Origin of the sequence: Actinospineispora eucalypti (assembly GCF_039543365.1) — a bacterium.
Taxonomy (GTDB): domain Bacteria; phylum Actinomycetota; class Actinomycetes; order Mycobacteriales; family Pseudonocardiaceae; genus Pseudonocardia; species Pseudonocardia eucalypti.
Genome location: NZ_BAABJP010000008.1, coordinates 501,285 through 513,325 on the forward strand (window position 1 = coordinate 501,285; position 12,041 = coordinate 513,325).

The 12,041-nt window shown below is 71.9% G+C and carries 10 protein-coding genes; 5 read left to right on the forward strand and 5 right to left on the reverse strand.

The genetic code is table 11. The features are described from left to right. Positions 1–108: 108 nt before the first annotated feature. Both ABEB12_RS13355 and ABEB12_RS13360 read left to right on the forward strand, forming a co-directional pair. The gene (locus ABEB12_RS13355; RefSeq protein WP_185061524.1) at positions 109–2,280 is read left to right on the forward strand and encodes a hypothetical protein; all 2,172 of its coding nucleotides are present in this window, start codon (positions 109–111) and stop codon (positions 2,278–2,280) included. A gap of 281 nt (positions 2,281–2,561) precedes the next feature. After that, positions 2,562–3,452, forward strand: a complete 891-nt coding sequence (locus ABEB12_RS13360) for a PD-(D/E)XK nuclease family protein (RefSeq protein ID WP_185062974.1) — start codon at positions 2,562–2,564, stop codon at positions 3,450–3,452. 105 nt (positions 3,453–3,557) lie between these two features. Here ABEB12_RS13360 and hisG read toward each other — a convergent pair whose 3' ends face one another. The 4 genes from hisG to metH all read right to left on the reverse strand — a co-directional run bounded on the left by hisG (position 3,558) and on the right by metH (position 9,172). Beyond that, positions 3,558–4,469: an ATP phosphoribosyltransferase gene (gene hisG, locus ABEB12_RS13365; RefSeq protein ID WP_185061523.1), complete on the reverse strand. Its 912-nt coding sequence runs from the start codon at positions 4,467–4,469 to the stop codon at positions 3,558–3,560. A gap of 42 nt (positions 4,470–4,511) precedes the next feature. After that, the gene (locus ABEB12_RS13370) at positions 4,512–4,775 is read right to left on the reverse strand and encodes a phosphoribosyl-ATP diphosphatase (protein WP_185061522.1); all 264 of its coding nucleotides are present in this window, start codon (positions 4,773–4,775) and stop codon (positions 4,512–4,514) included. A gap of 115 nt (positions 4,776–4,890) precedes the next feature. Then, positions 4,891–5,586 (reverse strand): HAD family hydrolase, encoded by a 696-nt coding sequence (locus ABEB12_RS13375; RefSeq protein WP_185061521.1) that lies wholly within the window; start codon positions 5,584–5,586, stop codon positions 4,891–4,893. 31 nt (positions 5,587–5,617) lie between these two features. Next, positions 5,618–9,172: a methionine synthase gene (gene metH, locus ABEB12_RS13380; protein WP_185061520.1), complete on the reverse strand. Its 3,555-nt coding sequence runs from the start codon at positions 9,170–9,172 to the stop codon at positions 5,618–5,620. A gap of 107 nt (positions 9,173–9,279) precedes the next feature. On the opposite strand from metH, the gene ABEB12_RS13385 reads away from it, so the two are divergent. Further along, positions 9,280–10,239: a PAC2 family protein gene (locus ABEB12_RS13385; RefSeq protein WP_185061519.1), complete on the forward strand. Its 960-nt coding sequence runs from the start codon at positions 9,280–9,282 to the stop codon at positions 10,237–10,239. A gap of 291 nt (positions 10,240–10,530) precedes the next feature. Continuing rightward, positions 10,531–10,923: a nuclear transport factor 2 family protein gene (locus tag ABEB12_RS13390; protein ID WP_185061518.1), complete on the forward strand. Its 393-nt coding sequence runs from the start codon at positions 10,531–10,533 to the stop codon at positions 10,921–10,923. Here the strand turns inward: ABEB12_RS13390 and soxR are convergent. Continuing rightward, positions 10,916–11,377 (reverse strand): redox-sensitive transcriptional activator SoxR, encoded by a 462-nt coding sequence (soxR, locus tag ABEB12_RS13395; RefSeq protein WP_185061517.1) that lies wholly within the window; start codon positions 11,375–11,377, stop codon positions 10,916–10,918. The two genes, ABEB12_RS13390 and soxR, sit on opposite strands and share 8 nt — an antisense overlap. A gap of 103 nt (positions 11,378–11,480) precedes the next feature. Here soxR and ABEB12_RS13400 point away from each other — a divergent pair, with 103 nt between their 5' ends. After that, positions 11,481–12,041, forward strand: a complete 561-nt coding sequence (locus ABEB12_RS13400) for an NAD(P)H-dependent oxidoreductase (protein ID WP_185061516.1) — start codon at positions 11,481–11,483, stop codon at positions 12,039–12,041.

Genomic DNA, 12,041 nt, shown 5'->3' on the forward strand with positions numbered 1-12,041 from the left:
GGTGACACCGGCATGGTCAACGGGTACTTTGACCATGCCCGGATGGAGGATCGGGGACCGACATTCCGCTCGCGGTTTCGGTTTGGACTTCCTGGTGGGACGGGGGAGATGACAGCTCACGAGGGTAGGCGCTGCGCTCTTCCCGGCTGCTACGTCGTCATCCAGCCCGAGCCCGACGGGCGCCCGCAGCGGAAGTACTGCACCGCCGCGCACCGCGCGGTGGCCCGGCAGATGCGGCGCGAGGGCGCCCAGCGTTCCGCCTCGGCCCCGCCGCTGCCCATCGCTCCCGCCCAGCCCCACCCCGCCGCGCAGCCCCTCCCCCCGCTCGCCACCCTGCCCGGCCCCGACCGCCGGCGGAAGATCCTCGCCGAGATCGGGGCCCGCCGGTTCCGGGCCGCCGCCGTGCTCGGGTCGGCCGGCCTGCTGGTCACCGGCGGCGGCCTGATGACCGCGAGCTCGCCACCGGGTTCCTCCGGCGTCAGCAGCGTGATCTCGCCCTGGTTGGCCGGCACGCCGGAGGCCGAGCAGCAGTGGGCGCACCAGGCCCAGGTCAGCCTGGCCTCCCTGGACGCCCAGCTGGCCGACATCGACGCCACCGAAGACGCCGTGGCCTCGGCGCCCGAGGCGCGGATCGACCCGAACCTGCGCGAGGTGCGCGACCTGCAGACCCGCCGGAGCCTGCTGCGGCAGCGACGGGACTCACTGGTCACCGAGCTGGCCAACTGGCAGTCCATCCAGGACGCCCGGTCCCGGCTGTCGGACACCGACCAGCAGGTGGACCGGCTGGAGCGGGCCATCGAGAGCGCCCCCAGGCGCCGCCAGCTCACCTCGGACGAGCGGCGCATCGCCGCCCAGCTGCAGGACCAGCGGAGCATGCGGCTGCGCCAGCGGGTCACCCAGCAGCGCGAGCTGGACGGCCTGCGCAAGGGCCTGCACGACGCCATGGCCAGCCCGCTGCCGGCGGATGAGCCGGCCACCAGATCGATCACCTCCCGGGTCCGGAACCTGATCGACAACAAGGGGCAGCGCAACCGGGAGCCGCTGCCCGGCCGGCCGTCGATGCCCGACGTGCTGGCCAACAAGGAGCCCACCTCACCGGACCGCAAGGACATCGGCAACGGCGCTCCCCCGGTGCCCGGCCGGACCAAGCCGGAGCTGCCGAGCAAGCCGGACGTGCTGGCCGCCCCGAAGCCACCCACCCCGGGCACCCGACCCGCGCCGGCCCGGCCCGGCCCGTTGGACGGCGCGCCGGGCAACGATCCCGGCCAGCGGCAGGCGCCCGGCCGGGGCGGGGTGCTCGGCGGTGGGCCGAACTCGCCCGGTTCGCCAGCCTCACCCGGCTCACCGGCCTCGCCGGGCGCCGGGCAGCCCAACAACGGCGGCGTCGGCCCCGGTCAGCCCGGTACCCGGCGCGAGGGCGGCGTCCTGGCCAACCCCCGGTTGCCCGGGCCCACCGCGAACCGGCGGGAGAGCACCGCCCCGCGCGGCGCGGACGAGCCGGTCACCAGGGACGTCGACCGCGTGTCCGACGACTCGTTCATCGGTCCGTCCTCCCGGCCCCGCGACACCCAGCCCCAGAGCACCCAGCCCCGCGGCCGGTCGGCACCCCAGCGCCCGAGCACCACCTACGTCGTGCCCAACGGGGAAGGGAACGCCCCCTCGCGCTCCGGCGAGTACACCGACCGGGAGCGGATGCGGGACGCGGCGGACATCGCCCGCGCGCTGGAGAGCGGCGACATGAACAAGGTCGCGGACGCCGCCGCCCGGGCCAAGCGGCGCGAGGAGGCGGCCAAGCGCTCCGGCCGGTCCGGAGAAAGCCGCGGCTCCGGCCAGAGTTCCAGCCAGAACATCGACGACTACATCGACTCGATGCACCGCGAGTACGGCATCGACGACGGCGAACCCCGCCGGTCCGGCCGGGGCGACTCCGGCTCCCGGCGCTCCAAGTACAGCTCGCGGGACATCGACCGGGCCATCGAGTCCGGCCGCCGGGAGCGTTCCGACTCCTACAAGTCCCGCCGGTCCGGCCGGGACGACTCCGGCTCCCGGCGCTCCAAGTACAGCTCGCGGGATCTCGACCGGGACATCGACCGGACCATCGAGTCCGCCCGCCGGGACCACAGCGAGTCCCGCCGGTCCTCCTCCCGGCGCTCCCGGGACGACGACGGCGATCGGCGCAGCCACTCCCGATCACGCGACCGCGACCATGACTCCGGCTCGCGGTCACGCGGCGACCGCGAGCACAGCTCCTCGCGCGGCGGCCGGAGCGACGACGACTGATCCCCCGGTCCGCGCGGATTCCGCGGCGTTGCCGGCCGCGCCCCAGGCACGAACGCCAGACCTGGTGACCACCGCCGCGGTCAGCGAGCATGATCGCCGGCTGTGGCGGTACAACCGCGATTTTCGCGGCTCAACCACCACGGACAGCGATCAACCGGCACGCCACGGCCCTGGTGCTTCCCACTTCCACCGAGCGCGACCGCAGGCCAACGCCCGGTAACCGCCGCGACGAATTCCTGTCAGGGGCATCGCCTAGGCTTCGGGTCGTGACGGAAACGGTGATGGCCGAATCGGCCCCCGACGGCGAGGCGCAGGCCCCCCGGCGCCGCCCGGCGCTGTCCCCGTCGCGGGCGGGTGATTTCAAGCAGTGCCCGCTGCTCTACCGGTTCCGCGCGGTGGACCGGCTGCCCGAGCGGCCGAGCAGGGCACAGGTGCGCGGCACGGTGGTGCACTCCGTGCTCGAGCGGCTCTACCAGCTGCCCGCCGCGCAGCGGCTGCCCGAACGCGCCCGGGAGCTGGTCGAGCCGGTCTGGGCCGAGCTGGCGGAGACCGAGCCGGAGCTCGCCGACGCGCTTTTCGAGAGCGCCGAGGACGCCGAGGCCGAGCTGGCCGAGTGGCTGGGCTCGGCCAGCGCGCTGCTGGACACCTACTTCACCCTGGAGGACCCGCGCCGGCTGGAGCCGGAGGCGTGTGAGCAGTTGGTGGAGGCCGAGCTGGAGTCCGGGCTGCTGCTGCGCGGCTACGTGGACCGGCTGGACGTGGCGCCGACCGGCCAGGTCCGGGTGGTGGACTACAAGACCGGGGCCGCGCCCCGCCAGGTGGCCGAGGCCCGCGCCCTGTTCCAGATGAAGTTCTACGCGCTGGTGCTGCTGCTCACCCGGGGCGTGGTGCCCAGCCAGCTGCGGTTGATGTACCTGGCCGACGGCGAGGCGCTGACCTACCGGCCGGACGAGCCGGAGCTGCGCCGGTTCGCCCGCACGCTGGACGCGATGTGGGCGGCGATCCTGCGCGCGGGGCGCACCGGCGACTTCCGGCCGAACCCGAGCAAGCTGTGCTCCTGGTGCAGCCACCAGGAGCTGTGCCCGGCCTTCGGCGGCACGCCACCGGAGTATCCGGGCTGGCCGGAGCCGGACGCGGCGGCCGCCGAGAACCGGCTGGACCGGGCCGAGTAGCCCCCGGCCGGGCCGCCACCGAGCAACCGGCCGCGCGGCGCGGCCACCGCCGAGCAACCGGCCGACCGAGCGCGCGCCCAGTTCGGCGCGCGCGGGTACGCCGGCTCAGGCGCCCAGCTGATCCATCCGGGCCGCGGACCGGCCGTCAACCGCCCGGCAGGACCGGATCACCGAGGTCAGGATGGCGGTGCAGCCGATGGCGGCCAGCCGGTCCATCGCCAGGTTGGCCTCGCTGACCCGCACCATCGCGCGCACCGCGACCCAGCCCTCCCGGGCCAGCGGCGAGACCGTCGGCGACTGCAGGCCGGGGGTGACCTTCTCGGCAGCGGGCAGCTGGGACTTCGGGCAGTCGTAGTCCAGCATCAGGTACTGGCGGGCGTACACCACGCCGCGCAGCCGCTCCAGGAAGATGGACTTCTCGGACTTGATCTCGAGGCTGTCCCGCCGGTCGTGCCGGGGCTCCCGCTCGATCAGGGTGGCCTCCGACTCGGCGATCGGGTCACCAATGATCTTGAGGTTGTGCTGGCGCAGCGTGCGCCCCGAGCTCACCACGTCGGCGATCGCGTCGGCCAGGCCCAGCTGGATGGAGATCTCGACCGCGCCGTCCAGCTTGACGATCTCCGCCACCTGGATGCGCTGGGCGGCCAGGTGCGCCCGCACCAGCCGGGGGTACGAGGTGGCGATCTTCTTACCGGCCAGGTCCTCGAGCTTCCAGTCCTCGTGCTCGGAGATGGCGAACCGGAACTTGGAGAACCCGAACCCGAGCTGGAGCATCTGCCGGACCGGGCTGCCGGACTCGTTCATCAGGTCGTGCCCGGTGACTCCCAGGTTCAGGTCACCGTTGCCCACGTAGGTGGCGATGTCCTTCGGACGGAGGTAGAAGAACTCGATCTGGTTCTCCTCGTCGAGCATGCTCAGATCCCGGGAATCGTTGCGTTGCCGGTAACCGGCCTCGCGCATCATCGTGCTGGCCGGGTCGGCGAGCGTTCCCTTGTTAGGCAGGGCGACGCGGAGCATGACTTCTCTCCTGACGAGTTCGCTTCGGACGTTGCGGGGTGGCTAGAGGAACTTGTAGACGTCTTCCAGGCTGAGCCCTCGGCCGAGCATCACGACCTGGATGCGGTAGAGCAGTTGGGAGATCTCCTCGGCCAGCTGGTCGTCCGCCTCGTGTTCGGCGGCCAGCCACACCTCGCCGGCTTCCTCGAGAAGCTTCTTGCCCTGGGCGTGCACGCCGGCATCCAGCGCCGCCACGGTGCCGGAACCGTCCGGGCGCGTGCGCGCCTTGTCGGACAGCTCGGCGAACAGGCCATCGAAAGTCTTCAAGAGTCGTGCTCCCTTCCACAACGAGTGTCGACTGTCAACCACCGCGGGGCTGGTAAGGCACGACACGACGTCTGCTGACGGCCGCTGCGGCGCGGCCGGCGGCACCTGCCAAGTATCACTGATCCGCGACGGTCGGTGACGAATGGGCCTTCTGTGACGACCAGTGGTCGGGATGTCGGATCTGCGCCCAGTAACCGCGCATGTCGGATTCGGTGAGACCGGTCAACGTGTCCCTTTGCACACGCCGGGGTCCGGACGGCACCGGGACCTCGCACGGCACCACCAGCACGGCACACCCGGCGGCCTCGGCGGACGTCGCACCGGTCGGCGAGTCCTCGACCGCGAGGCAGTCCCCGGGCTCCACGCCCAGTCGTTGCGCGGCGCGTAAATAGGGGTCCGGGTCGGGCTTGGTGGCGGTGACCTCGTCGCCACACAGCGTGATGTCGAAGTGCTCCCGCCCGATGCTGTCCAGCGCCCGCTCGGTGAGCCGCCGCTCGGTCGAGGTGACCAGCGCGGTGGCCACGCCGGTGGACCGCACCATGCGCAGCGCGTCCAGCGCACCCGGCCGCCAGGGCAGCCCACCGGTGAACAGCTTCCCGGTGTACTCGGTGAGCCACTCGCCGGCATCGGTCATGGTGGCGGCGTCCCTCGGCAGGCCCAGGTCGTCGAACAGCATCTCCATGGTGCGCCACCGGGAGCCGCCGACCATGGCCACCCTGGCCTCGGCCGACAGCTCCCCGCCCAGGTGGCGGGCCAGCGCGTTCAGCGAGATGTCCCAGAGCTTCTCGGAGTCGACCAGTGTGCCGTCCATGTCCCACAACACCGCGAGCGGCCGGTGGTTGTCAGGCGTTGAAATACTTGGCCTCCGGGTGATGGGCGATGAGCGCGTCGGTGCTCTGCTCGGGATGCAGCTGCAGCTCCTCGGACAGTTCCACGCCGATCCGGCCGGGCTCCAGCAGGTCGACGATCTTGCGGCGGTCCTCCAGGTCGGGGCAGGCGCCGTAGCCGATCGAGTACCGGGCGCCCCGGTAGCCCAGCTTGAAGTAGGCCTCGATGTCCTCCGGGTCCTCGGCCGCCACGCTGCCCCCGCCGGACCAGCGCAGCTCCTCGCGGATCCGCCGGTGCCAGTACTCGGCCAGCGCCTCGGTGAGCTGCACGCCCAGCCCGTGCACCTCCAGGTAGTCCCGGTAGGCGTCCTTGGCGAACAGCTCGTTCGCGTAGTCGGCGATCGGCTGGCCCATGGTGACCAGGTGGAACGGCACCACGTCCACCTCGCCGTTGGCCCGGGCCAGCTCGCGGGGACGCCAGAAGTCGGCCAGGCACAGGTTGCGGTCCCGGCGCTGGCGGGGGAAGGCGAACCGGCAGCGCTCCGGGGCGTCCGCGCTCGGCTCGGCCAGCACGACCAGCTCGTTGCCCTCGGACACCGCCGGGAAGTACCCGTACACCAGCGCCGCGTTGGCCAGCACGCCCTCGGTGGACAGCCGCTCCAGCCAGTAGCGCAGCCGGGGCCGGCCCTCGGTCTCCACCAGCTCCTCGTAGCTCGGCCCGGAGCCGCCCCGGGAGCCGCGCAGCCCCCACTGGCCGAGGAAGGTGGCCCGCTCGTCGATCATGGACGCGTAGTCGGCCAGCGGAACGCCCCGGACCACCCGGGTGCCCCAGAACGGCGGGGTGGGCAACGGCACGTCGGTGGCCACGTCGGAGTGGGTGGGCGGGGGTGTCTCCGGCTCGGCCGCCTTGCGTTTGGCCGCGATCCGGCGGGAGCGCTCGTGCCGGGCCTTCCGCTCGGCCGCCTTGGCCCGTTCCTCCTCGGACTCCGCCGGGGCCTCGCCGCGCGCCTCCGCCATCACCGAGTTCATCAGCCGCAGGCCCTCGAAGGCGTCCTTAGCGTAGCTGACCTGGCCCTGGTACAGCTCGGCCAGGTCGTTCTCCACGTAGGAACGGGTCAGCGCGGCGCCGCCGAGCAGCACCGGGAACTTCTCCGCCACTCCCCTGGAGTTCATCTCCTCCAGGTTCTCCTTCATGATCACCGTGGACTTGACCAGCAGCCCGGACATGCCGACCGCGTCCGCCCGGTGCTCCTCGGCGGCGCTCAGGATGGTGGAGATGGGCTGCTTGATGCCCAGGTTGACCACGGTGAAGCCATTGTTGGACAGGATGATGTCCACCAGGTTCTTGCCGATGTCGTGCACGTCGCCCTTGACCGTGGCCAGCACGATGGTGCCCTTGCCCTGGTCGTCCTCGCTCTTCTCCATGTGCGGCTCGAGGTAGGCCACCGCCGCCTTCATCACCTCGGCGCTCTGCAGCACGAACGGCAGCTGCATCTGGCCGGAGCCGAACAGCTCGCCCACCGTCTTCATGCCGGAGAGCAGCGTGTCGTTGATGATGTCCAGGGCCGGCCGCTCGTCCAGGGCGGCGTCCAGGTCCTCGTCCAGCCCGGGCCGCTCGCCGTCCACGATGCGCCGCTCCAGCCGGTCGAACAGCGGCAGCGCGGCCAGCTCCTCGGCCCGGCCGGCCCGCGCGGAGGACGCGGTGACCCCTTCGAACAGCTCCATGAACCGGCTCAGCGGGTCATAGCCCTCACGGCGCCGGTCGTACACGAGATCCAGCGCCACCTCGCGCTGCTCGTCGGGGATCTTGGACATTGGCAGGATCTTGGAGGCGTGCACGATCGCGGTGTCCAGGCCGGCGTCCACCGACTCGTGCAGGAACACCGAGTTGAGCACCTGCCGGGCGGCCGCGTTCAGCCCGAACGAGACGTTGGAGACACCGAGGGTGGTCTGCACGTCCGGGTAGCGGCGCTTCAGCTCGCGGATGGCCTCGATGGTCTCCACCGCGTCCTTGCGGACCTCCTCCTGCCCGGTGGTGATCGGGAAGGTGAGGCAGTCCACCACGACGTCGGCCACCCGCATGCCGTGGTTGGCCACCAGGTCGTCGATGGTGCGCGAGGCGACGCGGACCTTCCAGTCCCTGGTACGGGCCTGGCCCTCCTCGTCGATGCACATCACCACGACGGCCGCGCCGTGCTCGCGGACCAGCACCATGGTCTTCTGGAACCGGGACTCCGGGCCGTCGCCGTCCTCGTAGTTGACCGAGTTGACGATGCACCGGCCGCCGAGGCGCTCCAGGCCGGCCTGGAGCACGGCCGACTCGGTGGAGTCCAGCATGATCGGCAGGGTGGACGCGGTGGCCAGCCGGCCGGCCAGCTCGGCCATGTCCTCCGCGCCGTCCCGGCCCACGTAGTCCACGCACAGGTCGAGCAGGTGGGCGCCGTCCCGGGTCTGCTCCCGGGCGATCGCCACGCAGTCCTCCCAGCGCTGCTCCAGCATCGCCTCGCGGAACGCCTTGGAACCGTTGGCGTTGGTCCGCTCGCCGATCATCAGCACGCTGGTGTCCTGCCGGAACGGCACCGGGGCGTACAGCGAGGAGACGCCGGCCTCCGGTCGCGGGTCGCGCGTCGCCGGGGTGGCCTCGCGCACCGCCGCGACCACCTGGCGCAGGTGGTCCGGGGTGGTGCCGCAGCAGCCGCCGACCAGGCGCGTGCCGTACTCCCGGACGAACCCGGCCAGCGCCTCGGCCAGCGCATCCGGGCGCAGCGGGTAGACCGCGCCGTCCGGGCCCAGCTCGGGCAGCCCGGCGTTCGGCATCACCGAGATCGGGATGCGGGCCTGTTTGGACAGGTGCCGCAGGTGCTCGCTCATCTCGGCCGGGCCGGTGGCGCAGTTCAGCCCGATCAGGTCCACGCCGAGCGCCTCCAGCGCGGTCAGCGCGGCGCCGATCTCACTGCCCAGCAGCATGGTGCCGGTGGTCTCCACGGTGACGTGGGTGATGATCGGCACCTGGCGACCCTCGGCGGCCATCGCCCGGCGCGCGGCGATCACGGCCGCCTTGGCCTGCAGCAGGTCCTGCACCGTCTCGATCAGGATGGCGTCCGCGCCGCCGGCCAGCAGCCCGCGCGTGCACTCCACGTAGGCGTCGCGCAGGTCGGCGAAGGAGGCATGGCCGAGGGTGGGCAGCTTGGTGCCCGGCCCCACCGAGCCGAGCACGAACCGGGGGTGGTCCGGGGTGCTGAACTGGTCGGCGGCCCGGCGGGCCAGCACCGCGCCCTTCTCGGCCAGCTCGTGGATCCGGTCGGCGATGTCGTACTCGGCCAGGTTGGCCAGGTTGGTGCCGAAGGTATTGGTCTCGATCAGGTCGACGCCGACCTCGAGGAAGTCCCGGTGCACCTGCTCGACCACGTCCGGCCGGGTGTCGTTGAGGATCTCGTTGCAGCCCTCCAGCCCGGCGAAGTCGTCCAGGCTGAGGGAGGCCGACTGCAGCATGGTGCCCATCGCTCCGTCACCGATGAGAACCCGGTCGGTGAGGGCGCGCAACAAGGGCGAGTCGTCGGCTGTCGGCATAACAGCAAGGATAGTCCTCCCGCCCACCGGTGATCCCGGCGCGCGCGTGACGTGCGATGACACGCCCGAACAAGTCACATTCGGTCGCGCGGCCGTAGGCTGAGCCGATGAGCGCGCAGGAACCACAGGATCGCGAGGCGGGCTCGCTGTCGTGGCACGACGTCGACAGCGTGTCCGACAGCGACGCTGTCCAGCCCCCTCAGCTGGTGGAGCCCATCGTGGTGGCCGCGTTCGAGGGGTGGAACGACGCCGGTGACGCGGCCAGCACGGCGGTCGAGCATCTGGAGCTCAGCTGGGACGCCCGACCTCTCGCGGCCATCGATCCGGACGACTACTACGACTTCCAGGTGACCCGGCCGACGGTTCACCTCGTGGACGGCATCACCAGGCGGATCGACTGGCCCACCACCAGGTTGTCGGTGTGCCGGCCGCCCGGGGCGGAACACGACATCGTGCTGATCCGGGGCATCGAGCCGAACATGCGCTGGCGGGCGTTCTGCGGCGAGCTGCTGCGGTACGTGGAGAAGCTGGGCGCCACCACGGTCGTCACCCTCGGCGCGCTGCTCACCGACATTCCGCACACCCGCCCGGTGCCGGTCAGCGGCACCGCGTACGACACCGACTCGGCCGCCCAGTACGGCCTGGAGGCCTCCCGCTACCAGGGCAACACCGGGATCGTCGGGGTGTTCCAGGACGCCTGCGTGCGGGCCGGGATCCCGGCCATCTCGTTCTGGGCGGCGGTACCGCACTACGTGTCCCAGGCGCCGGACCCGAAGGCGGCGGTCGCGCTGCTGCACCGGGTGGAAGAGGTGCTGGACGTCGAGGTGCCGCTGGGCGGGCTTCCGGAACAGGCCGAGGCGTGGGAGCGCACGGTCACCGAGATGGCCGACGCCGACGACGAGGTGCGCGAGTACGTGCGCTCGCTGGAGGAGCGGGCGGAGTCGGAGTCTGACCTGCCGGAGATCACCGGCGAGTCCATCGCCGCCGACTTCGAGCGCTACCTGCGCCGGCGTGGCCCCGGCGGCTCCGGCGGACCGGGGCGCCCCGGCGGCCGCAGCCGCCACTGACCGGTTCCGACCGGCCAACGCTGGATGCGGCGAACTCCCGCGCGGCTCTCCACGAACTACAAATCTCGCATTCCCCGCGACCACTGATCATCAGGACGCCACGGCCGTTCGGCGGTGCCGGAAGCGGCCGGGCCGGCGTGCGCGGCCGCTCCCGGACCCGGGGCTTGATCGGCGATCACCCTGGTGGCGACACCCTGACATGTATCCCCTTACCTCGTGGGTAATTGATCTGCCTCCGGCTGCGGCGAGAACCTGGAGCCCTCACGTCAGAGACGACTTTGGAGGGCAACAATGACCAACACCGCGATCGGATGGACGCCCGAGCTGTTCGCGCAGTACTGGGCCGCGCCGGACCCGGCGCCGCTGCCCGGCTTCGTCACCGACGACGTGGTCGGGCACTGGCCGGGCAACCAGGTCGTGCGCGGCACGGAGGCGTATGTCGGCGCACTGGAGAAGCTGATGGCGCTGCTGCCGGACATCCGGCTGGAGGTGCCGGCCGGGGCGATGAACGGCGAGCACGGCTTCGTGCGCTGGGTGATGCACGCCACCGGGAAGCACGGGCGGTTCCAGCTGAACGGCGCGGACTGCATCACCGTGCGGGACGGCCGGGTGTGCGAGAACTACATCAACTTCGACAGCGCCGAGTTCGCCCGCCTGTCCGGCCACGAGCTCGTCGTCAGCTAGGTTCTTCGATCAGCCGGCGCGGGCCCGCGCCCTGGGCGGCGAGGGTGTCGTACGGGTTGGCCATGCGGCACTTGTCGATGCTCAGGCAGCCGCAGCCCACGCATTCGGTGAACTCGTCGCGCAGCTGCTCCAGGAAGTGGATGCGCTCGGTCAGCTCGTCGTGCCAGCGCTGGGAGAGCTGCTCCCAGTCCTTGCGGTTCGGGATGCGCCGGTCGGGTAGCCCGTCCAGCGCCTCCCGGACCTGCGCGAGCGGGATCCCGACCCGCTGCGCGATCCGGATCAGGGCGACCCGGCGCAGCACCTCGCGCCGGTACCGCCGCTGGTTGCCCGAGGTGCGCCGGCTGTGGATCAGGCCCTGCCGCTCGTAGAAATGCAGCGCGGAGACGGCCACCCCGCTGCGCTCGGCGAGCTGGCCGACCGTCAGCTCGCCCTTGTCCCACGCCGGCTGGTGCATGCCGTCACCCTCTCGCCCTTGACCTCAATATTAGTTGAGATTCTAGCCTACCCGGCAGAGCCGGTCGACCGACCGGACCCAACGCCGGGAGGCAGAACCACCGATGAGCGCACCAACACGAGAGACCGGCTGGACCGACCCGGTACGGGCGGAGGTGATCATCGGCAGCGTCCGCGAGGGCCGGTTCGGACCGGTGGTGGCCAACTGGTTCGTCGGTCAGGCCACGCCCCGCACCGACCTCGACGTCGGCGTGCTGGACCTGGCCGAGCAGCCGGCCGACTTCACCGGGCGGATCGGCGCGGCGGACGCGGTCGTCGTGGTCACCCCGGAGTACAACCACAGCTACCCGGGCCCGCTGAAGGCCGCGATCGACGGCGTCGGGCCGCAACACTGGCAGGCCAAGCCGCTCGGGTTCGTCAGCTACGGCGGGCTGTCCGGCGGGTTGCGGGCCGTCGAGCCGCTGCGCGTGGTGTTCGCCGAGCTGCACGCGATGAGCATCCGGGACACGGTGAGCTTCCACATGTACCCACAGCTGTTCGACGGCTCCGGCGAGCTGAAGGACCCGGAGGGGCCGACCGCCGCCGCGAAGGTCCTGCTGGACCGGCTGGTGTGGTGGGCGCGCACGCTGCGCGCCGGCCGGGCCGTCCAGCCCTACGGCGGCTGA

Excerpts from the sequence above, each read along its gene's own strand:
- ABEB12_RS13355 (WP_185061524.1), top strand. The coding sequence starts at position 109 with ATGACAGCTCACGAGGGTAGGCGCTGCGCTCTTCCCGGCTGCTACGTC.
- ABEB12_RS13360 (WP_185062974.1), top strand. The coding sequence starts at position 2,562 with ATGGCCGAATCGGCCCCCGACGGCGAGGCGCAGGCCCCCCGGCGCCGC.
- hisG (WP_185061523.1), bottom strand. The coding sequence starts at position 4,469 with ATGCTCCGCGTCGCCCTGCCTAACAAGGGAACGCTCGCCGACCCGGCC.
- ABEB12_RS13375 (WP_185061521.1), bottom strand. The coding sequence starts at position 5,586 with ATGGACGGCACACTGGTCGACTCCGAGAAGCTCTGGGACATCTCGCTG.
- metH (WP_185061520.1), bottom strand. The coding sequence starts at position 9,172 with ATGCCGACAGCCGACGACTCGCCCTTGTTGCGCGCCCTCACCGACCGG.
- ABEB12_RS13385 (WP_185061519.1), top strand. The coding sequence starts at position 9,280 with ATGAGCGCGCAGGAACCACAGGATCGCGAGGCGGGCTCGCTGTCGTGG.
- ABEB12_RS13390 (WP_185061518.1), top strand. The coding sequence starts at position 10,531 with ATGACCAACACCGCGATCGGATGGACGCCCGAGCTGTTCGCGCAGTAC.
- soxR (WP_185061517.1), bottom strand. The coding sequence starts at position 11,377 with ATGCACCAGCCGGCGTGGGACAAGGGCGAGCTGACGGTCGGCCAGCTC.
- ABEB12_RS13400 (WP_185061516.1), top strand. The coding sequence starts at position 11,481 with ATGAGCGCACCAACACGAGAGACCGGCTGGACCGACCCGGTACGGGCG.